This is a genomic window from Reichenbachiella carrageenanivorans (assembly GCF_025639805.1).
Taxonomy (GTDB): Bacteria; Bacteroidota; Bacteroidia; order Cytophagales; family Cyclobacteriaceae; genus Reichenbachiella; species Reichenbachiella carrageenanivorans.
This window is the reverse complement of sequence record NZ_CP106735.1, coordinates 4,074,594-4,100,242: the sequence shown is the minus strand read 5'-3', so window position 1 is coordinate 4,100,242 and position 25,649 is coordinate 4,074,594. Positions and strand designations below refer to the sequence as shown.

The 25,649-nt window shown below is 41.0% G+C and carries 26 protein-coding genes; 22 read left to right on the top strand and 4 right to left on the bottom strand.

Features of this window, described 5'->3' with window-relative positions; translation table 11 throughout:
* From N7E81_RS16610 to moeB, 10 genes are all read left to right on the top strand, one after another.
* Nucleotides 1-1,134 (top strand): response regulator, encoded by a 1,134-nt coding sequence (locus tag N7E81_RS16610; protein ID WP_263050721.1) that lies wholly within the window; start codon nt 1-3, stop codon nt 1,132-1,134.
* 153 nt (nt 1,135-1,287) lie between these two features.
* The gene (locus tag N7E81_RS16605; RefSeq protein ID WP_263050720.1) at nt 1,288-2,082 is read left to right on the top strand and encodes a hypothetical protein; all 795 of its coding nucleotides are present in this window, start codon (nt 1,288-1,290) and stop codon (nt 2,080-2,082) included.
* Between the two features lie 48 nt (nt 2,083-2,130).
* Nucleotides 2,131-2,811: an Ig-like domain-containing protein gene (locus tag N7E81_RS16600; protein WP_263050719.1), complete on the top strand. Its 681-nt coding sequence runs from the start codon at nt 2,131-2,133 to the stop codon at nt 2,809-2,811.
* A 6-nt stretch (nt 2,812-2,817) separates the two neighbouring features.
* A complete protein-coding gene (locus N7E81_RS16595; protein ID WP_263050718.1) occupies nt 2,818-3,696 on the top strand; it encodes a hypothetical protein in 879 nt (292 codons plus the stop codon).
* A 2-nt stretch (nt 3,697-3,698) separates the two neighbouring features.
* On the top strand, nt 3,699-4,085 hold the full coding sequence (gene msrB, locus N7E81_RS16590; protein WP_263050717.1) for a peptide-methionine (R)-S-oxide reductase MsrB: 387 nt from the start codon (nt 3,699-3,701) through the stop codon (nt 4,083-4,085).
* 56 nt (nt 4,086-4,141) lie between these two features.
* On the top strand, nt 4,142-5,335 hold the full coding sequence (gene lhgO, locus N7E81_RS16585; RefSeq protein WP_263050716.1) for an L-2-hydroxyglutarate oxidase: 1,194 nt from the start codon (nt 4,142-4,144) through the stop codon (nt 5,333-5,335).
* A gap of 317 nt (nt 5,336-5,652) precedes the next feature.
* The gene (locus N7E81_RS16580) at nt 5,653-6,582 is read left to right on the top strand and encodes a PLP-dependent cysteine synthase family protein (protein ID WP_263050715.1); all 930 of its coding nucleotides are present in this window, start codon (nt 5,653-5,655) and stop codon (nt 6,580-6,582) included.
* A gap of 5 nt (nt 6,583-6,587) precedes the next feature.
* A complete protein-coding gene (locus N7E81_RS16575; RefSeq protein WP_263050714.1) occupies nt 6,588-7,013 on the top strand; it encodes a M67 family metallopeptidase in 426 nt (141 codons plus the stop codon).
* Nucleotides 7,014-7,022: 9 nt separating this feature from the next.
* Entirely contained in the window at nt 7,023-7,301 is a 279-nt protein-coding gene (locus N7E81_RS16570; protein WP_263050713.1) for a MoaD/ThiS family protein, read from the top strand.
* Nucleotides 7,302-7,313: 12 nt separating this feature from the next.
* Nucleotides 7,314-8,453 carry a molybdopterin-synthase adenylyltransferase MoeB gene (gene moeB, locus N7E81_RS16565; protein WP_263050712.1) on the top strand — a complete coding sequence of 380 codons (1,140 nt, stop codon included), beginning with the start codon at nt 7,314-7,316 and terminating at the stop codon, nt 8,451-8,453.
* Between the two features lie 42 nt (nt 8,454-8,495).
* Here the strand turns inward: moeB and hrpB are convergent, their stop codons facing one another.
* Entirely contained in the window at nt 8,496-10,994 is a 2,499-nt protein-coding gene (gene hrpB, locus N7E81_RS16560; RefSeq protein ID WP_263050711.1) for an ATP-dependent helicase HrpB, read from the bottom strand.
* A gap of 261 nt (nt 10,995-11,255) precedes the next feature.
* On the opposite strand from hrpB, the gene N7E81_RS16555 reads away from it, so the two are divergent.
* The 5 genes from N7E81_RS16555 (at nt 11,256) to N7E81_RS16535 (ending at nt 15,710) form a co-directional block, all read left to right on the top strand.
* The gene (locus tag N7E81_RS16555) at nt 11,256-12,692 is read left to right on the top strand and encodes a histidine kinase (protein WP_263050710.1); all 1,437 of its coding nucleotides are present in this window, start codon (nt 11,256-11,258) and stop codon (nt 12,690-12,692) included.
* A gap of 2 nt (nt 12,693-12,694) precedes the next feature.
* Nucleotides 12,695-13,336 carry a response regulator gene (locus N7E81_RS16550; protein WP_263050709.1) on the top strand — a complete coding sequence of 214 codons (642 nt, stop codon included), beginning with the start codon at nt 12,695-12,697 and terminating at the stop codon, nt 13,334-13,336.
* Nucleotides 13,337-13,496: 160 nt separating this feature from the next.
* Nucleotides 13,497-13,964 carry a DUF1987 domain-containing protein gene (locus tag N7E81_RS16545; protein ID WP_263050708.1) on the top strand — a complete coding sequence of 156 codons (468 nt, stop codon included), beginning with the start codon at nt 13,497-13,499 and terminating at the stop codon, nt 13,962-13,964.
* Between the two features lie 199 nt (nt 13,965-14,163).
* Nucleotides 14,164-14,325 carry a hypothetical protein gene (locus N7E81_RS16540; protein WP_263050707.1) on the top strand — a complete coding sequence of 54 codons (162 nt, stop codon included), beginning with the start codon at nt 14,164-14,166 and terminating at the stop codon, nt 14,323-14,325.
* 98 nt (nt 14,326-14,423) lie between these two features.
* Nucleotides 14,424-15,710, top strand: coding sequence for a tetratricopeptide repeat protein (locus N7E81_RS16535; protein ID WP_263050706.1), 1,287 nt, complete (start codon nt 14,424-14,426; stop codon nt 15,708-15,710).
* 6 nt (nt 15,711-15,716) lie between these two features.
* Here N7E81_RS16535 and N7E81_RS16530 read toward each other — a convergent pair whose 3' ends face one another.
* Nucleotides 15,717-16,103 carry a hypothetical protein gene (locus tag N7E81_RS16530; RefSeq protein WP_263050705.1) on the bottom strand — a complete coding sequence of 129 codons (387 nt, stop codon included), beginning with the start codon at nt 16,101-16,103 and terminating at the stop codon, nt 15,717-15,719.
* Nucleotides 16,104-16,337: 234 nt separating this feature from the next.
* On the opposite strand from N7E81_RS16530, the gene N7E81_RS16525 reads away from it, so the two are divergent.
* Nucleotides 16,338-16,571 carry a hypothetical protein gene (locus N7E81_RS16525; protein WP_263050704.1) on the top strand — a complete coding sequence of 78 codons (234 nt, stop codon included), beginning with the start codon at nt 16,338-16,340 and terminating at the stop codon, nt 16,569-16,571.
* A gap of 54 nt (nt 16,572-16,625) precedes the next feature.
* On the opposite strand, the gene N7E81_RS16520 is transcribed toward N7E81_RS16525, so the two are convergent.
* Nucleotides 16,626-18,698, bottom strand: coding sequence for a ComEA family DNA-binding protein (locus N7E81_RS16520; RefSeq protein WP_263050703.1), 2,073 nt, complete (start codon nt 18,696-18,698; stop codon nt 16,626-16,628).
* The gene (locus N7E81_RS16515) at nt 18,695-19,510 is read right to left on the bottom strand and encodes a PorV/PorQ family protein (protein ID WP_263050702.1); all 816 of its coding nucleotides are present in this window, start codon (nt 19,508-19,510) and stop codon (nt 18,695-18,697) included. Before N7E81_RS16515 ends, N7E81_RS16520 begins: the two co-directional genes overlap by 4 nt.
* A 79-nt stretch (nt 19,511-19,589) precedes the next feature.
* Between N7E81_RS16515 and N7E81_RS16510 the strand changes: the two genes are divergently transcribed.
* From N7E81_RS16510 to N7E81_RS16485, 6 genes are all read left to right on the top strand, one after another.
* A complete protein-coding gene (locus N7E81_RS16510) occupies nt 19,590-19,790 on the top strand; it encodes a hypothetical protein (RefSeq protein ID WP_263050701.1) in 201 nt (66 codons plus the stop codon).
* An 85-nt stretch (nt 19,791-19,875) separates the two neighbouring features.
* Complete coding sequence (locus N7E81_RS16505) at nt 19,876-20,868, top strand: SMP-30/gluconolactonase/LRE family protein (protein WP_263050700.1); 993 nt, start codon at nt 19,876-19,878, stop codon at nt 20,866-20,868.
* A gap of 128 nt (nt 20,869-20,996) precedes the next feature.
* Nucleotides 20,997-21,791, top strand: a complete 795-nt coding sequence (locus N7E81_RS16500) for a thymidylate synthase (RefSeq protein ID WP_263050699.1) — start codon at nt 20,997-20,999, stop codon at nt 21,789-21,791.
* A 170-nt stretch (nt 21,792-21,961) separates the two neighbouring features.
* Nucleotides 21,962-22,636, top strand: coding sequence for an L-serine ammonia-lyase, iron-sulfur-dependent subunit beta (gene sdaAB / locus N7E81_RS16495; protein ID WP_263050698.1), 675 nt, complete (start codon nt 21,962-21,964; stop codon nt 22,634-22,636).
* 6 nt (nt 22,637-22,642) lie between these two features.
* Nucleotides 22,643-24,097 carry a TolC family protein gene (locus N7E81_RS16490; protein ID WP_263050697.1) on the top strand — a complete coding sequence of 485 codons (1,455 nt, stop codon included), beginning with the start codon at nt 22,643-22,645 and terminating at the stop codon, nt 24,095-24,097.
* A 4-nt stretch (nt 24,098-24,101) separates the two neighbouring features.
* On the top strand, nt 24,102-25,439 hold the full coding sequence (locus N7E81_RS16485) for an efflux RND transporter periplasmic adaptor subunit (RefSeq protein WP_263050696.1): 1,338 nt from the start codon (nt 24,102-24,104) through the stop codon (nt 25,437-25,439).
* Nucleotides 25,440-25,649: the final 210 nt, after the last annotated feature.

The following is a 25,649-nucleotide window of genomic DNA, read 5'->3' as shown; positions in this document are numbered from 1 at the left end:
ATGGAATTAGTATTACAACGTCCGCAAAGAAAAGAATCCGTCAAAAAATATAGCATTCTGTATGTGGACGATGAGCCAGTCAATCTTAGGATTTTTCAGCATGCTTTCAAAAGAGATTACAATGTATACACCTCTTTGAATGGTTTTGACGCCTTAGAAATTCTCAATGAAAAAAAAGTAGATCTAATCATTACAGATCAGCAAATGCCTCGCATGTCAGGCGTGGATTTGTTGGCGAAGATCGTACCTAAGCACCCGAGTATTGTGCGTATGATCATGACTGGGTTTAGCGATATAGGAGCCATTATAAGAGCTGTGAATGAATTTGGACTTGACAAATATTTGGTTAAACCATGGGACAGAGATCAGCTCAAAGTTGAGTTTGATAAGGCACTCGAAAAGAAAAGCAAACAAGACAAAGCTAAAACAGGAAAAGACGGTATAGACGTGGCGGATTTGGTGTTCTCTTTTCTGCCAAATGAAAATGATCTTGTAAATATTTATAGCGATGGTTTTGTCGTCTATGATAAAAACCAATCTAATCAGCATGGTTATTGGTTTGGTCATTCAAACGACAAAGCGATCACAGCGTTTTATAATGGTGCTAAGTGTAAAATGAATGCCATGGCTTTAAATTCATACATCAATATGAGTTTGACCGAGTTGATATACAAAGACGGCGTGCTGAAAAGTGCTGAAATTATTAAGAAACTTGCTGCGAAAATCAAAACAAGATTTGGTGCTCATGGAGATATAGGCTCATTTGATATTGCAGTAGTGACGGTTGATCAGAAAGCCAAAAAGGTGTCATATGCTGGAGCTAATCAAGACATTTATTGTGCGCTAGGCGACGGGGAACTAAAGTCAGTAAAAGGCTCTACGGAAAGTATCGATCTCAATGATTTTGATGGGAGCGTAGAACAAAAAACTTTTGAAAACATATCTACACTCTATCTGATCTCTAAAGAAATGATCAATCAGATTATCCCTTCAGATGATCCTACAGTAGAAGGCAAAAACTTTTTGCAAATGCTCAAAGGCTACTCCAAACTGCCTCTCGCAGAACAGGCTAATCATATCAATGAAAAACTCAGCGGAGATAATTCTAAATGTATGCTGGGTATCAAGCTTTAGTCTTGTATAAGAAATATATAGCTTCCAAAGCATTACATTCGTCTGATGCTTTGGCTTTGGTTACTAATATTTGTTAATTTTCGCAAACTCTGTTTCCTTCGCGTTTATAGAAATGCTAAGACAGCCTGTGAAGCATCAAAATAGTAACTTTCAATGACCAGCAAATTATTTAAATACTTATTTACTCTTTTTGTCCTTTTATCTACTCATGCCATAGCACAGCACCAGTATGAAGAGGTGGGGGAATCCATGGAGGCCTATATTAAAGAAAACCATTTGGAGCAAGTAGAAAGTATTGTGCACAATCTAGCTTACTCTAAGGAATTTTTAAGACAGTTTTTGGCTAAAGAAAGGCAAATCAACGCCGATGCAATCAACCTTAAAAAAGGCGATATTCAAATCGGTGAAGATGTAGATATTTTCGTCAAACATTTTACCGAGCATCAGAATTTTACTATGGTATTGGTGCCGATTAGTATCTACAGTTTAGCCGTATATGATACCATTCTGTTTTCGGTTTTAGAGGTCAGTGATATCTGGGTCGAACGTGAATTTCCATACGATAATTTCAAGAATGACTCCATCAAGTCAAGCCTACTTTCAATAAAAAATCATGCTTTACTAGCTGAGCACATCTACGACCAAGCACTAGCCCGTACAAATACCACAATAGGTGAGGTGAAGTTGGAACTCGATGAAACATTCATTTCCACAAATACCATTCATGAAGATATAGGAGAGATGACAAAGAAAGAAAAGGAGGCATTTAAAAGCCACTGGGGCTTGCTGAAAAAAGCTTTTTCACACAGCGTAGATTTAAATGTAGAGATGAATGTATATGTGTTTGGCTTTGATGACTTGGAAGTGAAATGCAAAAACATACAGGGAGAATCTACATTCAAAGTCACTCCTACAAACATTTTTCATCGACACCACTTTCAGGAATGATTCAATCATTTAAAATGAACTATTTGATTCATGTTTTGTTTTGATACTATGAAATTTAAAATACCGATACTACTCGTTGGATGTCTGGTTTTTGGTTGTATAGGCACCGACATCGAAGATGATATTGTATCTGAAAAACTTGAAATCACAAACCCTATCATGAGTTTGAAAGTAGGAGATACCTATGACCTCATGTATCGGTATCTCAATCACGTAGCAGCTATAGAAGCTGCTGAAGTCAGGTGGGAAACTTCTAATCCATCCGCAATTACTATTGATGATCAAGGTGTCATTACAGCAGTGGCAATGGGAGATACTCAAATTACTGTTTATCTCAAGGACAACGATCAGATAATGGCAAATTTGCTAGTCTCTGCTGACACCGAAACCGTACTCGCTCCTTCTGATCCTAAATCGGGTACAATAGCCACTACCAGTAGTTACCAGTTGAGAGGAGACTTTACCATCGAAAACATAGCAGGCGGAGTGGAGATTAAGTTGGGTAGCAACTATGCCGCTTCCTCTGATTTGCCAGGGCTATATGTTTACCTTTCAAATAACCCTAATACCGTGTCACAGGCATTGCAAGTGTCTGCCGTTACCGTATTTTCAGGTGCACATAGTTATAAAGTAACAGGTGAAAATCTAAACACAGATACTTATGCTTACCTGCTATATTTTTGTAAACCATTCAATGTCAAAGTAGGTGTTGGCGAAATCCTAGACTAAACTTATATGATGAAATTACATAAAATGGCCATTCTAGCTTTGGTTCTTATATCAGGGACACAGGCTGCAGAAGCTGGCGGAGGTTGGGTGCATGCCAAAGGGAAAGGTTATTTCAAAATCAGTCAATGGTGGGTGGTAGCCGATCAGCATTATACCAGCACGGGAGGTGTAGATCCTAATGTCACTATGGGTACTTTCAATACCAGCATTTACGGAGAATACGGGATTTCAGATCGGCTGAATGCACAAATTTATTTTCCCTTTTTTAGTCGCTCGTTCAACAATGAAGTAGTGTCTAAAGGCACAGGGGAGGTCACTATAAAAGGTGATGCAGTCAATTCTATCGGTGATACGAATATTGGAGTAAAGTACGGTTTGATCGTGGACAAACCAATTGTACTTAGTGCGCACATATGGCTTGGTTTGCCATTGGGCAAAAGTGATTATGATCGCAATGACGACAATGTAGTTCCTCTGCTCACTGGAGATGGCGAATTCAACCAAATCGTAGGGTTGACTGCAAGTACGGCTAAGACTTTTGGAGGGGTGAATGTGTTTGCCAGTCTAGGAGCCGAATTCAACAACAGAACCAATGGCTATTCAGATGAGATTCGTGTCAATTTTGAACTAGGGGCAGTTTTAAAAGAAAAGCTGATTTTGGTCTACAAGCTCCGATGGCTCAATTCGTTGCGCAACGGAGACTCGAATTTTGAAGACGGAGCTAGTTTGTTTTCAAACAATGCAGAGTACGTCGGTTATACATACGAAATCGCTTACAATCTCACTGATAAAATAGGCCTATCGGCCAATTATGGTGCGGTATATTCAGCTAAGTTGATTTTTGCTAGTCCTTCGTATGAAGTAGGTGTTTATCTTAACTTGTAATTATGGAAAGATCAGAAGAAGAATGGAAAGAGAAATTGTCGGATGAAGAATACTACATCTTGAGACAAAAGGGGACTGAACGACCCTTCACAGGCAAGTACAATGATCATAAAGAGGAAGGGATATACCACTGTGCGGGGTGTCAAAATGAATTGTTTAATTCTAAGGCTAAGTTTGATTCAGGGTGTGGTTGGCCTAGTTTTGACCAATCTTTGAATAAGAAGGCTGTCAAAGAAAGTTTTGATCAATCTCACGGCATGATGCGTACAGAAATCACTTGTGCCAACTGCGGAGGGCACCTCGGACATGTGTTTAACGATGGGCCTACAGAAACAGGTCAGCGCTATTGTATCAATTCTGTCTCATTGAATTTCACCAAAAAAAACTAGTCCATTTAGTTTTCACTCTTTCATTAGCTATTTTCGCCACTTATTAGCAAGCTATTATGAAGGATATCATTGTCATAGGCGGAGGAATAGTAGGATTAGCTACAGCATGGCAAATCAAACAACACGCTCCTAAACTTACCATTACAATATTAGAAAAAGAATCAGGTCCTGCCCGTCACCAGACTGGCAATAATAGTGGAGTGATTCATTCAGGGCTGTACTACAAGCCAGGTAGTCTCAAAGCTACCAATTGCATCAAGGGTTACGATCTGATGCTCGCCTTTTGTAGAAAAGAAGAGGTAGATTATGACCTTTGCGGTAAAGTCGTTGTAGCTACCGACAACCAAGAAATTCCTTATCTAGAGACCTTGTATGAACGTGGTGAGCAGAATGGATTAAAGAATTTGAAATGGCTCGATCCTGATCAAATCAAAGCGCACGAGCCCTATGTCACAGGAGTGAAAGGTATCTATGTACCACAGACAGGAATCATCGATTACAAGGAAGTTTGTAAGAAACTTGAGAGCAGGTTGCTCGAAGAGGGAGTGGTGATATATTACAATCAAAAAGTAGAAAAAATAAAAGCTAAAGGCTCTTCTAGCGAAATCATTACACACACTAATACCTATAAAGCTAAGCTTGTGGTAAACTGTGCAGGGCTCTATTCAGACAAAGTAGCTAAGATGACTCCGCTCAAGCCAGATCTTAAGATTGTGCCATTTAGAGGAGAGTATTATCAGCTCAAAAAAACAAGCAAGCATTTGGTGAAAAACCTAATTTATCCCGTGCCAGATCCGAATTTCCCATTCCTAGGAGTGCATTTCACTCGTATGATGAATGGAGGGATAGAAGCAGGGCCTAATGCGGTGTTGGCTTTTGCTAGAGAAGGGTATACTAAGTCGGATGTCAATCTGCCCGAACTCCTAGAAACTTTGGCTTGGCCAGGATTTCAGAAAGTAGCCATGAAGTATTGGAAAACGGGTTTTGGAGAGATGTATCGATCATTTTCAAAAGCTGCTTTTACTAAAGCGCTACAAAAGCTGATTCCAGATATTCGAGAGTCTGATTTGGAAACTGGAGGAGCAGGAGTTAGAGCACAAGCATGCGATCGTTCGGGAGGTCTATTGGACGATTTTCATATATTGGAAGACGATCATTTTGTGAACGTCTGCAATGCACCATCTCCAGCCGCCACATCATCATTAGCTATTGGCGAAGAGATTGCCGAGCGTGTGATCAATCGATTTTAAGTTTGTTACTTTGTAAGTCGTTGATGGATTAAAATGTTAAATAATTGACGCTTACTTAATTTTTTTCCTAAAAAACTATGAATTCATAAACTAATGCGACAAACTTGCGTTGAAGAATTCAAAATTTAGGAAATTGAAGACAAAAAGTACCATAAACACAATTCAAAACGCGATGATGGCATGTTGTTGCTGTTGTGCACCTAATTGGTGTTTATGGGAAAGTTATACTTTATAGAATTATCAGAAGATAAAAATATAAAAAGGGCCTTTCTCACATTGAGTAAGGCCTTTTTCGTTTAAAAAACTCAGTATCTACAATGGTTATCAGTCAAGAATCAGAAATTATTGAAAGTGTATTAGCCTTGGGCAACCACATCGGGAATACACCTTTGTATGAACTACAGCACGTCTCTCCAAAGAAGTCGGTACGTATATTAGCCAAGCTCGAATGGATGCAATTTGGCGGAAGCGTAAAAGCGAGACCAGCTTACAATATTATTAAACAAGCGATTTTGAATGGAGACCTTGGTCATGGTAAAATCCTTTTGGATGCTTCTAGCGGCAATACGGCTATTGCCTACGCAACTATCGGAGCAAGGCTCGGTATTCCAGTCACGATCTGCTTGCCAGAAAATGCCTCTTGGGAAAGAAAAATGCTTTTGAAAGGTTTGGGTGTTACTATCGTATATACCTCTAAGTTTGGTTCTACAGACGAAGCACAGGAGAAAGCTTTGGAGCTATACCAGAATGAACCAGACAAATATTTTTTGGCGGATCAGTATGGAAACGAAAACAACTGGAAGGCTCATTACGAGACGACAAGCGAGGAGATTTTGGCGAAGGTGAGTGGTGAAATTACTCACTTTGTAACTGGTCTGGGTACCACGGGGTCATTTACGGGTATCAGCAAGAGATTGAAAGAGGTGAATAGTGATATTACGACCATCGCCTTGCAGCCAGACGGTGCACTACACGGCCTAGAAGGATGGAAGGACATGGAGACAGCCAAGGTACCAGGAATCTACGACCCTTCTTTGGCTGATCGATTCATGAATGTAGATACATTCGATGCTTATGAAACTTTGAAACTAGCCGCTAAAAAAGAAGGGTTGATGATCAGCCCATCCGCAGCTGCCAACTTGAAAGGATCTTTACAATTAGCAGATGAATTGGACGAGGGAGTGATAGTAACGCTTTTCCCAGACAATGCCGAGAAATATAGCGAAGTGATCAAGTCTTTGTTTTAAAGAGAATGAAAAAACAAATACAAGTATCTGAAGAAGTATTGGCTGAAATGCATAGACATGCTTTGGCTGTTTTTCCCAACGAATGCGTAGGTTTCTTCTATGGCCAGTCTAGTGAAGGTGCGAAAAACGTTACAGAGTATAGCCCGTTAGAAAATAGCAAGGAAGGAGACCAGCGTAGACGATTTGAAGTAAACCCATTGGATTATATGAAGGCCGAACGATACGCCCTTTCGAATCAAGTAGAATTATTGGGGGTATTTCATTCGCACCCTCTGCACCCAGCGATACCGTCGGAGCATGACCTGAAGCAAGCTGTACCATTTTTTTCGTACATCATTGTCTCAGTCAACGAGAATCAGGTGGAAAACACTGCCTCTTGGCAACTGAATGAAGAAAATCAATTTGAAGAAGAATTATTAAATAGCAATTAACATACAGTCATGGCAAATATTATTATACCAACACCGCTTAGAAAATTCACGAACAATCAGCCATCTGTAGAATCAAATGGATCTACAGTGCAGGAGTCTGTCGAGGATTTGGCGAAGCAATTCCCTGACCTGAGTAAGCATATTTTTGACGCAGAAGGAAAGATTCGTCAGTTCATTAGAATATATGTGGGAGATGAGGATATCAATGCTTTGGACAATGAAAATACCAAGGTAGATAGCAGCACTGTGATTAGTATCATTCCTGCGATAGCAGGAGGCATCAACTAAATAGAGATAGCCATGTCAGAAGTAAAATTTTCAAAAGAAGAACTCGAAAGATATAGTCGGCATCTGATTATACCTGAGTTCAACATAGAAGGTCAAAGAAAACTCAAAGAAGCTAAAGTTCTCGTAGTAGGCACGGGTGGACTGGGTAGCCCTTTGCTACTGTATTTAACGGCAGCAGGAGTAGGCAATATTGGTATTCTAGATTTCGATGTAGTAGACGATAGCAATTTGCAGCGCCAAGTGCTATTTACTGTAGATGATGTAGGCAAGCCCAAGGCTGTAGCCGCTAAAGCAAGATTAGAAAAATTAAATCCTCATGTGAACTTTACAGTTCATAATGAAATGCTGACTTCGCAGAATGCTTTAGACATAGTGAAAGATTATGATGTAGTAGCTGATGGCACAGACAATTTTCCAACTAGGTATTTGGTGAATGACGCCTGTGTGATTTTGGATAAAGTGAACGTGTATGCTTCTATTTTTAGGTTCGAAGGTCAGGTTTCTGTTTTTAATTTTAAAAATAAGGAGGGTGAAAATGGCCCGCACTATCGGGACTTGTTTCCAACACCACCGCCTCCAGGTTTAGTGCCAAGTTGTGCAGAAGGAGGTGTGATCGGTGTGCTACCAGGTATTATCGGTACACTCCAAGCCAATGAAGTACTGAAAGTCATCAGTGGTATCGGGGAGCCGTTGGCGGGCAGGTTATTTTTGTTTGATGCGCTGACATTTGAGACACGCACGATGAAGATTCATAAAAACAAAAATACCATAGCAGTTACAGAGTTGATCGATTATGAAATCTTCTGTGGACTAAACGAAAAGGAGAAGGAGCATGAGGTGAATGAAATCACCGTAGAAGAGTTGAGTAAATGGAAAGCGACTAAAAAAGACTTTCAGCTTATCGATGTGCGCGAAGCCTATGAGTATGAGATTGCCAATTTGGAAGGGGAATTGATCCCCTTGGGTGAAATCACTGATCATGTCAATCAAATTCGCTCTGATGTAGAAGTGGTGCTTCATTGTCGAAGCGGCAAGCGCAGTGCAGATGCTATTGTGGCGCTTGAAAAGCTAGGGTTTGCTAACTTGCTGAATCTCAAAGGAGGGATTTTGGCTTGGGCCGATGAATTAGATCCAGAAATGGCAAAATACTGATCTCTCCGTATTAAATATTAAACAAGAAAACCTGACCATGCGTCAGGTTTTCTTGTTTTTAGATCGATCTACTCCTCGTACAGCTGTAGCCTCAAGCGGATTCTCTGGCCACGCATGTTTGGGGTAGCGACGCTTGAGTTCTTTTCTAACCTCAAAATAGGCATTATTCCAAAAGCTTTTTAAGTCAGACGTTACTTGCACAGGCTTGAAGCCAGGGGAGAGTAAGTGCATCAGTAGGGGTGTCTTGTCTGCGTTTACTTTTGGGGTTTTTAAGAGGCCAAACACTTCTTGTAGGCGTACGGCTAGTACGGGTTGAGCACCGTCAGAAAAGTATTGAATCTTGATGTGTGACCCTGTGGGTACTTCTATTTTCTGTGGTGCGAGTTTTTCCATTTCTGCTTGCTGATCGAATGGCAGGTGGTGATGCAGCACTTCTTTCAAATTTATTTTTTTGAGGTCTTCGGGTCTTTTGATCTGGCTCAGATAGGGTTTTAGCCATTCTTCATTACTTGCTAGTAGGTAGGTTTGACTCACATCAGGCCATTGACCTTGTGGGTGCCATTTTTTTAGGCTCAGTATTCTGTTTTGCCATTGTGTCACTTCTTCGTCCCAGTTGAGCAAATGTTGCCCCTCAGACTTGATGGCATCATAGATGGCTTGTTCGAGGTGTTCGATATCTGGGTCTGGTAGAGGGACAGATTGTAAGACAATACTTCCGATTCGTAATTCTTTATTGGCAATCAACCCACCATCTCTAGTGTCCCATTTGATTACTTCAAGGCTTTTTACCATCGGAGCCAAGTCTTTTGGGTTGAGAGGCGAGGCCATGAAGATTTTGCCCATGCCTTCTCGGTCGTCTAAGTGCGCTATTGCTAGCCAAGACTCGTGTGCTAAATCGTCTCTATGGCCTGCCATGGCTATTTTCCCATTCGATAGTTTGAATTGGGCGTTGTTGCCTGGGCGAGCAAAAGCAATACGTTCTGGATAGGCTTGTGCCAATAATAGACCCGTTTCGTAAGGGTCTATTGGTGAGTTGTCTATTTCATTTAGGTGGAAAAGTTTTCTATATGAATCTGCTATTTTTTCTATGCGACTAAATTTTCTACTCAGTCTATTTTCGTCTCTAAGTCTGCGTAGGACAATGATTCGTTCGTTGATGTCGATACCAGCTTCTGGCCCTAGAGGATCGCGTTCTTCTATCAAAGCGGCTATATCTGTAGCCAAATGCAACAACTCTTGGGCTTTTGCTTCGATGAGCATGTGTGCGATTCTAGGGTGGCAAGGGAGCGAATGCATTTGTTCCCCGTGCGGAGTGATTTTGCCATTATTCAAAGCATGTAATTCATGCAGTGAGTCCATGGCGCGCTTCATCGTACTAGGTGGTGGCGGAGTGAGCCAAGTCAGTTGGTTAGGATCCATAATGCCCCATTTGGCCAGATCCAGAGCGAGGGAGGACAGGTCTACCTCTAGTATCTCGGGTGAACCGTGAAGATCCAGCCTGTCTTGAGTGGCTTTAGACCACATCCTATAGCATGCACCTGCGCTCAACCTGCCTGCGCGTCCTGCACGTTGATCTGCGGAGTCTTTGGATATCTGTATGGTATGAAGCCTTGAGAGGCCAGATTTTGGGTCGAATTTAGATGTGCGGCCGTAGCCAGTATCTACTACTATTTTGATGCCTTCTATTGTCAAACTGGTTTCTGCGATAGAGGTAGCTAGTACGACTTTACGCTTGCCGTTCTTGTCGGGCATGATGGCTGCCATTTGTTTACCATGAGGCAATTGGCCGTAGAGAGGATGAATAGCGAACCCTTTGAGTTTGCCCCGCAAAATTTCTTCACACTTTCGGATTTCACCTTGTCCAGGGAAGAAAACCAAAGCATCACCTTCGTTTTCTTTGGTGGCTTGCATGATTATACGAGCAGTCAGTTCAGGGAGCATCATCATATCGGTGTCCCCAGTGTATTTGACCTCTACAGGATACTGTCGACCTTCGCTCTTCACTACAGGACACTGAAGAAGGCTGGTGAGTTGTGGCATGTCGAGTGTGGCAGACATGATCAGAATCTTAAGGTCTGGACGAAGTATTTGTTGAGCTTCTCTACATAGTGCCAGTGCCACATCTGCATGAATACTCCGTTCGTGAAATTCGTCAAATATGACTAACCCGACACCCTCAAGTGAGTTGTCGGAATGAATCATTCTGGTAAGAATCCCTTCAGTCAATACTTCTATTTGAGTTTGGTCGGACACTTTATTTTCAAATCGAATACGGTACCCGACGGTTTGTCCCGTTTTTTCGCCTAGTAGTTCTGCCATTCTGGTGGCCACAGTACGAGCAGCTAGTCGTCTAGGCTCCAGCATCAGTATTTTTTTTCCATTGAGCCAAGGTTGCCCTAGAAAAGCTAAGGGAAGAAGTGTGCTTTTTCCTGCACCAGGAGGTGCATTTACAATTTGTGTATTTTGATTTTCAAAGTTAGATTGAATCTCTTTGACGGATGCTACGATCGGGAGGTCAATATTTTTGTAGTTGAATGCCAAGGGCTCGATGTTTACTTGATACACCGCGAAATTAGAAGAATCAGCATATAGATGGTAGCAAATTCGTGAAACTTAGCTCCCTTTATCACGCAACTTTTGATTAAATAAAACCTGAGGTTATGAAGATAATGCTTTGGTTTTTGCTAATTTCTGCCTCAATTTGAATTTATTGTTTCAATCCAATATGACCAGCCTTTTTGTTAGATACTCCTTTCGTATTCTTGATAATGACTATATAGACCATCAAATTCATTAACGAAAGTGACCGGTAGCATACATCTCATCTACGATAAGACACTTACTCTGATTATGGACTTGCTCCATGCGAAGAGTGCGGCGATATTGAGTATGGGAGATCATAGTTTGACAATAGAGCGACTATTGACTAAAGGAAAAGTACAGCGGTTGGGAGATAAAATCACCGATCAGCCCCATTTGCTTCAGACCATTAGCGAGATGAAAGAACCTTCAGTTGTTTCATCGGAGATATTTCGGGAGTTGACAATCTACAAGGTTTTGAATAAGGCACACTACTATGTGTTTCCTTGTTTGGATAGTCACATGAGTGTGATTGCCGTGATTATTATTCCTATCGAAAAACTTAGTGCATTCAATGCGGAAGATTTTTCACTTGTACATGTGGTTGGTCAGCGTTTGTCTGTGGAGTTGGAGAAAAGTCGGGTAATTATAGAGCGTGATCGGTTGAGCGAATTCAATGCCTCCATTTTAGAATCTTTGGATGAGGTGACTTGGGATTATTCTATAGCCAAACAGCAGATGAGTTGGTTTGGAGCGATTTCCAAAGTCTTTGGTTATCAGAAAGAAGACATGGGTAGTAGCCTTAATTTTTTTTTAAGCAAGGTTCATCCATCAGATCAAGTAGAACTCGAAGATCGACTGATTATGAATAAACAAGTGAATGAAAAATTCATATTGGATTTTCAATTCGATCATGGAGATCATGGATTCAATTGGCTAAGGATAGAAGGAGTGATGCATAGTGATGTTCAGGGAAGGGCTGAGCGCGTACTGGGCGTTATCAAAAATGTACACAATGAAAAGCGAGCCGAAATATTAAGGATTCGCGCCATGATAAAAGCCAAGGATAGCGAACGCAAGCGTATCGCATCCGAAATTCATGATAGTTTAGGGCAGACCTTGTCTGTAGCTCGTTTAGAGTTGGATTCACTTTCCGAACTTTATCAAGAAGTATCGTTTAAAGAGAAAATGAAAAGTGTATCAGACTTAATCGCAGGAGCTATTCAGGAGAGCAGGGCTATTTCTCATGACCTGATGCCTCCAGCCTTAGTTGATTACGGTTTGATACCAGCATTGGAGACGATGATCAATCAAGTAGATCGATCATCAGGGGTCAATTTTAGTTTTTTCCATAATGGAATAGACGAGCGGTTTGAGGAAGAGTTCGAAACCAACGTTTACCGGATTTGCCAAGAAGGAATCAATAATATTTTGAAGCATGCCCAAGCTAAAAATGCTACCGTTCAGGTGATTAGACATCCTAATTATGTTTATGTTAGTATAGAAGACGACGGAGTGGGCTTCTCGCAAAGCAGTAAAGCAGGAGATGGCGCTGGTTTAGGTCTGAAAAACATGGCCAACCGAGTAGCCTACTTAGGAGGAAAAATAGATTTTGAGTCAAACAACGGATCAATCATAACCATTGAAATATTAGTCTAACCATGAGTATCAATATACTATTAGTAGATGATCATAAGATCATGAGAGATGGAATCAAAGCGATTATTACGGAGTCGCAGGATTATCAAGTAGTTGCTGAGGCTTCAGATGGAGTAGAGGCGCTAGAGTATCTGGCAGATCACAACGTAGATATTGTAGTCATCGACATCAATATGCCAAACCTCGATGGAGTGGCTTGTACCAAAGCCATCAAAGAAAAAATGCCCAGTACCAAAGTATTGGCCATGAGTATGTATGTAGACGAACAGCACATTGTAAACATGCTCAAGGCTGGAGCCAATGGTTATATTTCCAAAGATGCTGGAAAACAAGTGCTACTTGAAGCATTGGAGTCTATCAGTAAAGGTGAGGCTTATCATGGGAGAGAGATTACCAATGTGATCATGTCAGAGTTTTCTAAAACCAAAGAGGAGAAAATGAAGGAAAATCCCATTGGTTTTTTGACTAATAGAGAAATAGATGTGCTCAAACTTATTATTGAAGAAAAGTCCAATTACGAAATAGCTGACGAACTACATATAAGTATTCGGACTGTAGATGCGCATAGACGCAATCTGCTGCAAAAGACAGGAGTGAAGAATGCTGTCGGTCTCACCAAATTTGCCATCAAACACGGTCTTTAGTTGTTATTTAGGGGATAACTCGTTGGTTTCTAGGTGATTCGCCTAGGCGATATTTGGGTATCAGTACCTATTGATCTCATTCAAAATGCGTGATAGCTTTGAATTATAATAAGCTTTGAAAGTTTGTTATATGAAAAAGGATCATTAAAACGATGAATGAATGAGCTTAGTAATGGACGGTGTAATTGCAATTTCTGGGAATGAAAACATCAATGTTTCACTTGATCAGTCAAGGTTCAGAAATTATGTGATTAAAGCGACTGCTTCTACGCCCTTTGTGGCGCTCGAAATGTCCAACCGCTCTTTGCTAATCAAAGGAGTATCAAACCCTCAAAATCCAGTCGATTTTTATGATAAAATAGATAAGATGTTGGCCTACTATTTGGTGGAAGGGAGCAACTCAATATCGGTCAATTTCAGTCTAGATTATTTTAATACAGGCTCTGCACGTTGCTTATATCTTTTGATGGCTCAGCTAAGAGAATTTAAAGAAAACGGCATGAGTGTTCAGGCGAACTGGTACTATAAGATAGACGACGAGGATATGCTACTTTCAGGTAAAAATTTTAGTAGCTATTCGCAACTGGAGCTTAAACTGCAACCTACCTCACCTATGAAATATTATTAATTCCATTTTGAGTAAATACATATGAGATAGCCCAGAGCCATAGAGAAATATTGAAAGAAAAAATTCAAAGCATACCAGCCTAACCTATTTTTCTAACCTACCTATCAGGATTTTTTCAACCGCTATTTCAATTTTTCCCATGGTCTTTGGCTCATCTCAATTGAAAAATTAATCAGTTATACTTTTAAAAATTTCAACCATGAGAAAATTAGGATCATTATTATTAGCAGTAGTATTTGCCAGTACTTTACTTACTAGTTGTGTAGATGCACAAGCTGATGAAGTTTATGACAACGTAGTGCCAGAAAAAACAAATCTGGGAGATGGGACTGGAGGACATGATGGGTCAGGCCCATTATAAAAGACCTTTAAATTCTTAGTGTATTACCTCCTAAACCAACCTAACCTATTTATTTTTGAATTATGAATTTGAAGCTTTTCAAATATATTTTCATAATTATGTTCATCATTTCTTGTGATGATACGGTCGAAGTCAATACACAGACGTTGTATGATGAAGCGGCTGATTTATACCGTGAAGGACAGTATGAAGCATCAAAGCAAAAAATAGACTTGTTATTAGATGCCCCTGATTTAGGGTCGTCAATATTGATTGCTAAATCCTATTATCTGAGAGGCTTTATTTACTACCTAAACAACGAATCCAAAGAGGCATATCAGGATTATTTAATGGCTTTGGAATTAGCCAAAGAGCATGGAGACGAAAAAATAGAGTCTCGCTTGTATAACGAGATCGGTCAAATCTTTTATGAAAAAGAATTGTACGACCAAGGGCTTGTTTATTTTCAAATGGCATTAGATCATGTCAATGCAGCAACTTATCAGGATCGGGCATATTACAATTATGGTATTGGGAAGTCCTTGAAAAGCCTTGGGAGGTTTGATGAAGCGATGGAGTTTTTGCTAGAAGCCATAGAGATTAATAAACAGCTGAACAACAATAATTCTTTGATAAAAAATTATTTGGAAATGGGTAGCCTACACTCAAGAGTGGGGAATTATACAGTAGCTTTAGAACATTTTCAGAAAGTAATTGAATTAGCACCATTGTCACAAAATCCTTCCAATAATATGTGGAAGGCATACAATAATATGGGGAATGCTTTTTTGATAGTTGATAAGTTTGAAGAAGCAGAAGTTTATTTAACTCAAGCCCTAGAGTATAACACCAATGAAAACCAACTTTGGGTGACCTACAATAATCTCGGTAGGGTCTATAACAAGAAAGGCCAATACGAAAAAGCTTGGAGTTGCTTCAAAAAGAGTTTGGTGTACAATAGTGAAAAAGGGGAGATGAATGAATTGGCCATTACCAATATGGCGCTGAAAAAAACCTTCCAAAAATTGAATCAGCCAGATAGCTTGCTGTATTACACCATGCTGATCAATGACATGGCGCTACCACTGATAGAGACTCAGGCATGGCTCAAAGATGAGGATATGAAAATAGCGCTTCTGACCAAGTACCAAAACTATAAACAAAAACAGTCTGAGCGAGAGCAGTATGCCAAAACCTCTTGGCTTATGGCATTTATCATGACCTTTGTTTTTGTTTCTGGAGTATTGTCTATGAGGTTATGGAAGATATACAATTACAAATCTTCTCAAAAGGGTTATGATTTGATTCGCAACCCTAATGAAATGGTATATCTTTTGGATCTGTTTAAAAAGGAAAAAGAAGAAATGAAAAAAGTGATGGATCAGAAGATTGGGGGAGCTAATTAGGATTGGCTATGCATTTCTATACTCTTCAATAAGTTTGTTTTTCACTTTGATCAGTTCATTTAGTCCTTGGATGTGCTCTTTGAGTAGTTGGATTTCGACGTCTTTGCTCGCGATTACATTGTAGATACCATCTTGAGATTCTACATTTTCAATGGCTTTTCCAATTTCATAATAATCATCAATTAGCATTTCACCTTTGCCTGTGACCAACCAAATTGGATTGAGTTCGGGGTATAACTTACATATTTTTTCAAGCACGTCTGTGCTTACAGATCCGTCCTTAGATACCTCCATTTGGATATCCTCTTTAGCCAGACCTATAGCCTTGTCGAATTGATCTGTAGAGATCGATTCGATTTGAATGAATTTGAGGATTCGGTGAATGATTTTCATTTTTTGATAGGCTGATTTGGGAAAGTTAAATTACCCAAAAACCTCTATTATACGCTCAAATAACAGAAAAAGATTGATAATTCTTATGGGTGAATGTTGCGAATATGAAGGATGTGACCAACAAAGAAATGCTATAGGTATTTCACCCATTTAACGTTTTTTGTGATCTAAATTCAAACTATTGGAATAATAATTGGGTATAACTATATAATAAGAAATTAAAATAAATTAATCATGAAAATAGAAGATCCAAAAGTGTCTATGAAGGTGATCGAAGATGCCTTGACCACAGAAGCTGCTAGAAAAGAAGCCACAAGAAATGTACTCCAATGGTTTAATCAAATTGATGCCCAAGAAGAGATTGTTCCGATCGACAAACCATCTGAATTATTGGCCTTAATGATCGATGCCAAAGGAGGTATTTTGAATAGGAATGAACTGTCAGTTGTACGAGAAATGTGTGGATGATGATGAGAGACGTGAAGAAGGTTTAAAAGCCTTGTTTTGAGAGAAGCAGGGCTTTTATAATTTATACCTAATCTGAAATTTCACATCACTCTTAGTATTTCCCTCTATTTTATCCATTCCCGAACCCACGCTATCTTGGTGACGGTAGTCAAATCGGCCATATCGAGCCCAAAGGGTCAGTTTTCGGGTAGGTTTGTACTGTAACATGATATAATTCCGTGTCCCTTGATACGCATATGCATTGATTGAAAAGACATAGAGTAGATTCTTTTCAAATACATATTGTCTGTTTTCGTAGTCCTCTGTGTCGAATATGGCAAACCGAGTGCTAATCGTAAATTTATTGATCTTAATATTGACATCTTGCATGACTGCTAAGCCTTGCGTTTGCTCTCCTGCCAAGTCATAAGTACTGAATTGTACTCTCGATTTGAGTAGGAATATATCGTGTGCAGCAAAATCTAAATTGCCTATATAGTTGCGTTTCACTCCGTTTTTAAGTTGATGCAAGTTGCCTCCTTCTGTAGACACAGACACCTCTTTGGCCTGTTCTCTGAGTTGTGCATAGAGTTTGATTTTACGAGTGGGGCTGTATTCTGCTCGGATTAGGTATTCGTACCCTTGTGAAGGGGCATTGACCCCAAAACGTAGCCAAGGAAACTGAAATCTATCATAGTAAGCCGCAAAAGACGTTCGTTTGCTAGGCGTCACTTTCAGCCCCCAATACAGTCCGATTTCATTGATGTTTCTAGAGCCTTCTCCGAAGGAGTTCCCATAGAAGGAATGGTAATCTTTGGAGTAATTTCGATAAAGAAAGCTCATGGAGACGATGGGGGAGAGACTACCCATAAAGCCTCCTACCATAGCTGTGCCGCCTGATTTGGAGCGTGCTATCTCTGAGAAAAGCAAAAAATTGTGCCAATTGTAGTTGGCAAATATGCTCATGTTATAATTTTTGTCGCCTTTGAATTCAAACTGATTGTAGTTGTTAGGAGTCTTTTGGATAGGTACAGAAAAACTGTTGTGTATAAAGGTCGCACCAAACTGAAGATTCTTCTTTTTTAAGTCGTTGTAGGTCAGGTTCATGCCAGCAGTTTCTTCGGTGATGCCATTGCGTGAAGCCAATTCAGAATAGGTACGGTGCATGCCAATGTCTTGAATGCCGGTGATGTATTCTTCATATTCTCCATTAAAATCTTCTGATCGGATGATTCCATCTTGTTTGAGCCTTGAATAGAATGGAGTGATTTCTAGGTTTTTGATTGTGTAAGTGAAAGCCGCTCCTCTCATGAAGTTGGTTTCTAGCGCAGAAGTGTAGGGGCGTAGGCCTGCATTTCCTCTTTTTACAGTCGTAATGGTTTCAGCCCCCTTGCCAGGATTGAAGCCGGATCCCAGTACCAGCCCTTGTCCAAATTGCATTTGATAATCTCCTACGGCGATACTCTTAAAATTCCCTTTGTCGTAAAGAAACAGGTGATAGGAATAGTAGTCAAAGCCATATTGGTTGGTATTATGATCAAAGATGATTTGTTCGCCAGGATCTTTTTCGAATGTCAAACCCACACTAAAATCCTTGGAATGGCTCGACCGAAAACGGCCGTATATTTTTTGGCGAGAGCCAAGGTAGCGTGATGAATCCTCTCTGATATAACCATTTTGATCTTCTATAATCGATTCAGTACGTAAGATCAGGTAGTTATTCTTTTCTGTGGTGATACGCTTTAACAAGTGTCCTTTGGTGGAGTGATCTCCTGGTGAACGCACCTCTACGAAGGGCATGAGATGGTTGATCGTAGTACGGTCAAAACCGTCTATGACTTGCAACTCATAAATAGATAGCATAGGGCCGTTTTTGTCGAGATACTCCATGAGACTGTTGATCTGAGCGATGTTGAGTTGGTAAAGGCTGTTGAGTTCGTTTTTGTTGGTTTCATTAAGGTTGATAGGGTTGGAGTATAGCTGATACAGCGACTCATACAGGTCGTCGTAGTTGATGTCCTCATCAGGTACTTGATAGAGGTCTTCTATAAATTCCTGTATATCAATGTCTTGCTTGTTGAATCGCTGTGCTACGGCTACTGATGTAGTGCCGTATAAGATCAAAGCTATGTAGGCTAGTTTCTTCACTCACCAAAACTATATCCGAGTGAAATTTCATGAATGCCACCGAGATCGGGGTTGTTGTTGTAGGCATAGTCTGCTTTGAGTTTACCCGGACGAAAACCCAAACCAAAACTACTTTCGAATGGATGTGTGTGGAATCCAGTACGTAAGCTTAGTTGCTCTAGGATCTGATATTCGAGCCCTATTTTGAGTACGGCATCCTGATCGACTATCTTTTCTACTTCGGCGTTGATCATCAGGTCTAAGCTGGGTCTATAACTCAAGCCTGTTTTCATTATGGTAGAAATTCGCTCATCAGTGACGGTAGATAGCTTGGCCTGGTTGAGGTTGGATACATGAGCACCAAAGTAAAGCTGATCGGTAAGTTTGGCTCGCCCACCAAAATCTATCATCATGGTCTTTCTACTGCCAGATCCCTCGATGCTGAGCTGATAGTAGCTCACATTCAAGCCGAGACTTACGATGCCAAACTGGTTGCTAAAACCCAGATTGACGCGTTGCTCATTGTAAAGGTCGTCGCCAAATTTGAATACGCCCAATCCAGCAGTGCCGCCTGCGATAGGGTAAGTAGCTCCGAGTGCTAGACTGGTGACTTCGCTAATGCCATATTTGTTTTTGAAGGAAGTGAAAATGGCTTTTTTATCGAAATTGGCCAACCCACCTATGTTATTGAAGAGCGACCATTCGTCGCCAATAGTGATCGACGAACCGCCAATAGCTGCAGATCGAGCACCCATGCCGTAATTTCCATTTTGAGCATGTGCTGATAGGTCGATGATGAGGCAAAAGAGCCCAAATGCTAGGAGTCTAATCATTAGATGCAAACTAATAATTCTTAAATTCAATTCATGACATTTAACAATATTGTAATATTGCCAACTGAAATTTTAACTAATGAGTATAGCACTAGATAATATCCGAACCAACAAAAAATATGTGCTGACTAATTATGGTGAGCAGTTCGAATTTTCAGTGGTGGAGATCAAATCTGATCAGGAATTTTTACTGAAAGATATCAATACCCTTGAGCATTATTACATGTCCGAACTTATCGGTAGAGGTAGAGGGAAAGACTTTAGTATTTGGGAAAAGTAATCTTTGTCCTTCCTATTTGTGACAAACCCCTCGCTTGATAGACACGAGCATTTTAGATCTTCGTATTTCAAAAAAATATTTAATAATGAAATTACACCATGCCATTTGCCTATTTGGCCTTGGCTATGCCTTAGTGGCATGTCAAACAAAAAGTGAATCTAGCACCAGCCCAACAGCAGAGCCAGCTATTCCCGAATGGGAAGCGGGGCTATTTGTAGAAATGGAAAACGAACTTGGTGAGGGCGCGATCTGGAATCATGAAACGGGTGAATTCTGGCATATCGATATAGAAAGCAAACAGTTTTTTACTACTGATGTGAAAACCAAACAACAAAAGACCTACGGCGTAGAACAGCGTATAGGGACCATCGTGCCGAATACACTGGGGCAGGCAGTAGTGGCACTTCAGGATGGTATATATACCTATGACTTCATGTCGAAAACGAAGAAGCTTATCGCTAGTCCAGAAGATACGATTGCCAATATCCGATTTAATGATGGAAAGTGTGATCCTGCTGGTCGTTTTTGGGTTGGGTCTATGGGATTGGATCAGAAGGCTTACAGAGCATCGCTTTATAGTATAGACCATGGGGTAGCCACGCAGCAGCTCGATAGCATGACGATCTCTAATGGTATCGTATGGACTAGTGACAAGAAAACCATGTACTACATCAATACACCTGATGAAAATGTGAAAGCATTCGACTACGACGAAGCAACTGGGCAAATTTCGAATGAAAGAATTGTGATCGAAATAGGGGGGATTGGCTATCCGGATGGTATGGCTATAGACGCAGAGGATATGCTCTGGATTGCGCTTTGGAATGGCAACATGGTAGGCAGGTACAACCCTCAAACAGGTGCGCTCATTGGCAAAGTGAACGTGCCTGCGCACAATATCACTTCTTGTGCTTTTGTGGGAGCCGATTTGGATTCCTTAGTGATCACTTCGGCCAGGGTAGATATGAATGCAGACGAAAAAGCAAAGTATCCACTAGCGGGCAGTCTGTTTGTTGCTGTGCCAGGAGTCAAGGGCGTAAAGAGTAATTTCTACGAAGCAGACTCAGTGATAAATTAAAAGACCGATACCTTCCGTTTGCTTTCTTACTTGCTTTTTCTTAGCAAAGTTGACGAAGTAGCGGGTGCAATTCGAACGTATCAATTACCTTTATCGCTTCAAGTTTGAACCCATAATATCAAAGCCACATGAAGCAATATCACGATTTGATGAAAAGAATTCTGGACGAGGGTGTTCAGAAAGGAGACCGTACAGGTACAGGTACCAAAAGTGTGTTTGGTCATCAAATGCGGTATGATCTGTCTGAAGGATTTCCTGTAGTAACAACCAAAAAACTACACCTCAGATCCATCATCCATGAATTGCTTTGGTTTTTGAAAGGGGATAGCAACATCAAATACCTGAAAGACAATGGTGTATCGATCTGGGACGAATGGGCTGATGAAAACGGAGAGCTGGGACCTGTGTATGGGGTGCAGTGGAGAAGCTGGCCTACACCTAATGGAGAAACGATTGATCAGATCAGTCAGTTGATCCACGACATCAAAAACAACCCAAACTCTCGGCGCCTAATCGTGAGTGCTTGGAACGTGGCCGAAGTCTCCAATATGGCCTTGCCTCCCTGTCATGCCTTATTTCAGTTTTACGTAGCTGATGGTAAATTGAGCTGCCAGCTGTATCAGCGCAGTGCCGATGTGTTTTTGGGCGTGCCTTTCAATATTGCGTCATACGCGTTGCTCACCATGATGGTGGCACAGGTTTGTGACCTAGAGCCTGGCGATTTTGTGCACACACTGGGCGATGCACATTTGTATTCCAATCATATGGAACAAGCTGAATTGCAGTTGAGCCGCGAATGCCGACCCTTGCCTCAGATGAAGATCAATCCTGGAATCAGAGACATATTTGGGTTTACTTTCGAAGATTTTACTTTGGAAAACTACGACCCACATCCGCATATCAAGGGAGCAGTAGCAATTTAGCTCATATCCTTAGGCTCACTATTCCATTTTTCTGAATAGAAATTTTAACTTGTCGTAATAAATTTTTCATTCAGACAACTAATCATCTGATGTTAGGATTTAGCCATGCACTCGATTGTATGAGTTGTGGGTTAAACCGTATGTTAGGATGATGCACCCAAAACAATAAAGTGGAAAAAAGTAGTGTATTCGATATGATCGGCCCCGTAATGATCGGTCCGTCTAGTTCTCATACAGCAGGAGTAGTTAGGATCGCTAGAGTAGCCATCAGGTTGCTTGGAGGTATTCCAGATGAGGCCGAAATTGTTTTTTATAATTCCTTCGCCAGAACCTATGAGGGACACGGCAGCGACCGAGCCATCATAGCAGGTTTGTTGGATTATAAGACGGACGACAAGCGCATCAAGACCTCCTTTGAGGAGGCGAAAAAAGCAGGACTCAAGTATAAGTTTAAATCGGTGGGCAACGCTTCGACCAGACACCCAAACACCATTCAGGTGAAACTGAAAAAAGGAGACCAAGTCATAGATATGGTAGGTGAGAGTAGAGGTGGTGGAGTGGTCAAGATAGTAGAAGTGAATGGATTCACTGCGGGCTTTTCGGCCAATTTGCACACCATCATCATAGAAGCCGATGATGTGCCTGGCAGTATTACCTTTATCACCAGCGTGATCGCTCACGATGATTGTAATATCGCGACCATGACCGTTTCTCGAAAGGGAAAACATGATCTTGCCTGTCAGATTTTAGAGATGGACTCAGGTCTTAATGAAATCACCTTGCAGTACTTGCGCCATTTGAAATGGATAAAAAACGTCATATATATCCCAGACATTGATAAGTAAAACATAATGAATAATAACCGACCAAAATGGATGCTGGCTCTTGCTTTTGCAAGCTTGAGTATCAGCCAAGCATGGGCTCAGGATTACCAGTATTCGCTCGACGAGTGTATCAATATTGCTTATGAAAAAAACCTAACGATCCAGCGCAGTGAGTTGGATCTAAAGGTGAGCGAAGTGACTAAGAATCAGTCACACTTGGAACGATTGCCTGATTTCAATATGGGAGCCAGCTATGGCGTCAGCTGGGGACGATCGATAGATCCTACGACCAACAATTTTACGACACAAAAAAATAACTCTTCCAACATCAACGGACGTAGTAATCTGACTGTGTTTAACGGGATGCAGATTCACAATAGCATCAAGCAAGCGGAAGTCAACTATGCGGCATCAGAGGCAGACCTCGAAAAAGCTAAAAATGATGTGGGGATGAATGTGGCCACTTTGTATCTAAATGTGATCTTTAACCAAGAGCTCTTGGCCAATGCCGAATATCAGTTGAATAGCACCAATCAGCAACTCGATCGTACGAAGAAAATGGTAGATGCTGGTGCACTACCTGTCACCAATCTGCTCGACTTGCAAGCACAGTCTGCAAGCAATGAGGTAAATGTGATCAATGCGGAGAATAGTTATAATCTAGCCATATTGAATCTCAAACAATCACTTTTGATCCCTTCGGGTGATCCTTTCGAGATAGAGGTTCCTGAGTTGGAACTGCAGCCGAGTGAAACGGCACTGATGACGCCCGATGAGATATATAAAACCTCAGAAGGAGTGATGCCAGAGATTGAAAGCGCCGAACTTAGAATCGTAGAGGCAGAGCTGAATTATAAAATCTCTAAGGGCGCATATTCGCCTACGCTGTCAGTTTCGGCGGGGTTCAAAACCATCTATTCGAGTGTTGCAAATAGGCCACGTGACATATATGACGGTACTGTACCTGATACTGTACCCATCGGCTATTTGCCGAGTACTGGCGAAAAGGTAGTTTCAGATGTGAATGTGCCCAATGTGGTAGATACTGAAGATAGTTTCCCTGTCGGAGAGCAATTCAAGGAAAACATGGAAAAAAACGTCGGGTTGAACTTGACCATCCCGATATTCAACAAATTGAGAACTCGTGCCGATGTGCAACGCTCCATGCTCAGTAAGTACCGGGCAGAGGTGGCTTCGCAGGAAGTGAGAAACCAACTGCGTCAAAATATAGAAACAGCCTACAACGACATGGTTGCAGCTTCTAAAACACACACTGCGAATCAAAAGCAAGTGGAAGCACTCGAAGAGGCTTTTCGAGTGATAGAAAATCAGTTCAATCTGGGCGCGGTCAATTTCGTGGATTATCAAGTGGCCAATAACAACCTGTATATGGCCAAATCGGATTTGGTTCGAGCTAAATTTGATTTCATTTTTAAACAAAAAATTCTAGACTTCTATCTAGGTAAACCCATTACATTATAAACTCATGGCTAAGAAAAACAACAACAATAAACTGATCTATGGCTTGATTGGTGGTGCATTGGTATTGATCGTATTCCTAATGATCGGGAAAAAGAATGGTTGGATAGGTGAGCGTGAAAGAATGCAAGTCACAATGGGTGAAGCTAAAAAAGTAGACATTACTGAGCAGGTCAGTGCTTCGGGTATGATTCAGCCGATCGTAGAGGTGAAGATAAGTCCAGAGGTGTCTGCGGAGATCATCGAATTGAATGTAGAAGAAGGTGATTCGGTAGCTGTAGGAGATGTATTGATCAAACTAAAACCAGATAACCTTAAATCGGCTTTGGATAGAACTCGTGCTTCGCTCAACCAGCAACGTGCCAATCTGGCCGATGCTGAAGCTCGATTGGCGTCGGCTCAAGCTTCTTTTAATCGTTCAGAATTAGAATATAACCGACAAAAGAAATTACACGATTCTAAAGCGATATCCAATGCAGATATGGAATTGGCAGAAGCCAACTTTAAAATAGCAGCACAGGATTTGAAATCCGCAGAGAAAGGTGTAGAGGCTTCCAAGTACATCGTACAGAGTGCGATGGCCAGTGTGAAAGAGGCCAATGAAAATTTGATGTTTACCACCATCACAGCACCTATGGGAGGCATCGTGTCGAAGTTGGGTGTAGAAAAAGGTGAGCGCGTAGTGGGTACTTCGCAGATGGCTGGTACAGAGATGATGCGTATCGCGGATTTGGGGCATATGGAAGTGCGTGTGGATGTCAATGAAAACGACATCGTGCGTGTGTCCGTGGGCAATGAGGTAGAAATCGATGTAGATGCTTACTCCTACCTTGATAAGAAATTTAAAGGGCGGGTGACGGCTATTGCCAATACTGCCAATGAAAAGGCATCACCAGATGCAGTCACCGAATTTGAAGTAAAAATCAGAATTTTGAATAGCTCCTATCAAGATTTAGTAGCCAACAATAAGGTGCCTTTTCGCCCAGGAATGACTGCCAGTGTAGACATCGTGACCAATACGAAAAGAGGGATTTTATCTGTGCCATTAGGTGCAGTAACTACACGAGTACCTAAGGTAGAAGAGGAAGAAAGTGCAGATGATAAAGCCTCTAAAAGAAATCGTGAGGAGGATTTGAAGGAAGTTGTTTTCGTTAATGAAGATGGTGTAGCCAAGCTTCGGGTGGTCAAAACGGGAATCAGCGACTTTGATAATATTGAAATTCTAGAAGGCCTTACAGAATCTGATCAGGTTATTACTGGGCCATACTTGGCTGTTTCCAAAAAACTGGAAGATGGTGAGCTAGTGAAAGGACAGGAAGACAAAGAAGAAAAGAAAAAGGATTAAACTTTCGCTGCCACAGTTGGAGATGGTCTTAAACTCTCCAATGTTATTACTGAAACATCAGAAAACTAATCAGATTCACAAGGTGAATGTCGTGATAAACCTTGAAGAGTTTTGATTGTAATGTCCCTGTGCCTGTGATTACCCGGCGGCAGATCGGATGTTCCTCAAAGAAAGATAAGTGCCGTGGCTAGGTCTTTGATATTTCTGCCC

Coding starts and splice junctions, on each gene's coding strand:
- N7E81_RS16610 (WP_263050721.1), top strand. CDS start 1: ATGGAATTAGTATTACAACGTCCGCAAAGAAAAGAATCCGTCAAAAAA.
- N7E81_RS16605 (WP_263050720.1), top strand. CDS start 1,288: ATGACCAGCAAATTATTTAAATACTTATTTACTCTTTTTGTCCTTTTA.
- N7E81_RS16600 (WP_263050719.1), top strand. CDS start 2,131: ATGAAATTTAAAATACCGATACTACTCGTTGGATGTCTGGTTTTTGGT.
- N7E81_RS16595 (WP_263050718.1), top strand. CDS start 2,818: ATGATGAAATTACATAAAATGGCCATTCTAGCTTTGGTTCTTATATCA.
- msrB (WP_263050717.1), top strand. CDS start 3,699: ATGGAAAGATCAGAAGAAGAATGGAAAGAGAAATTGTCGGATGAAGAA.
- lhgO (WP_263050716.1), top strand. CDS start 4,142: ATGAAGGATATCATTGTCATAGGCGGAGGAATAGTAGGATTAGCTACA.
- N7E81_RS16580 (WP_263050715.1), top strand. CDS start 5,653: ATGGTTATCAGTCAAGAATCAGAAATTATTGAAAGTGTATTAGCCTTG.
- N7E81_RS16575 (WP_263050714.1), top strand. CDS start 6,588: ATGAAAAAACAAATACAAGTATCTGAAGAAGTATTGGCTGAAATGCAT.
- N7E81_RS16570 (WP_263050713.1), top strand. CDS start 7,023: ATGGCAAATATTATTATACCAACACCGCTTAGAAAATTCACGAACAAT.
- moeB (WP_263050712.1), top strand. CDS start 7,314: ATGTCAGAAGTAAAATTTTCAAAAGAAGAACTCGAAAGATATAGTCGG.
- N7E81_RS16550 (WP_263050709.1), top strand. CDS start 12,695: ATGAGTATCAATATACTATTAGTAGATGATCATAAGATCATGAGAGAT.
- N7E81_RS16545 (WP_263050708.1), top strand. CDS start 13,497: ATGAGCTTAGTAATGGACGGTGTAATTGCAATTTCTGGGAATGAAAAC.
- N7E81_RS16540 (WP_263050707.1), top strand. CDS start 14,164: ATGAGAAAATTAGGATCATTATTATTAGCAGTAGTATTTGCCAGTACT.
- N7E81_RS16535 (WP_263050706.1), top strand. CDS start 14,424: ATGTTCATCATTTCTTGTGATGATACGGTCGAAGTCAATACACAGACG.
- N7E81_RS16530 (WP_263050705.1), bottom strand. CDS start 16,103: ATGAAAATCATTCACCGAATCCTCAAATTCATTCAAATCGAATCGATC.
- N7E81_RS16525 (WP_263050704.1), top strand. CDS start 16,338: ATGAAAATAGAAGATCCAAAAGTGTCTATGAAGGTGATCGAAGATGCC.
- N7E81_RS16515 (WP_263050702.1), bottom strand. CDS start 19,510: ATGATTAGACTCCTAGCATTTGGGCTCTTTTGCCTCATCATCGACCTA.
- N7E81_RS16510 (WP_263050701.1), top strand. CDS start 19,590: ATGAGTATAGCACTAGATAATATCCGAACCAACAAAAAATATGTGCTG.
- N7E81_RS16505 (WP_263050700.1), top strand. CDS start 19,876: ATGAAATTACACCATGCCATTTGCCTATTTGGCCTTGGCTATGCCTTA.
- N7E81_RS16500 (WP_263050699.1), top strand. CDS start 20,997: ATGAAGCAATATCACGATTTGATGAAAAGAATTCTGGACGAGGGTGTT.
- N7E81_RS16490 (WP_263050697.1), top strand. CDS start 22,643: ATGAATAATAACCGACCAAAATGGATGCTGGCTCTTGCTTTTGCAAGC.
- N7E81_RS16485 (WP_263050696.1), top strand. CDS start 24,102: ATGGCTAAGAAAAACAACAACAATAAACTGATCTATGGCTTGATTGGT.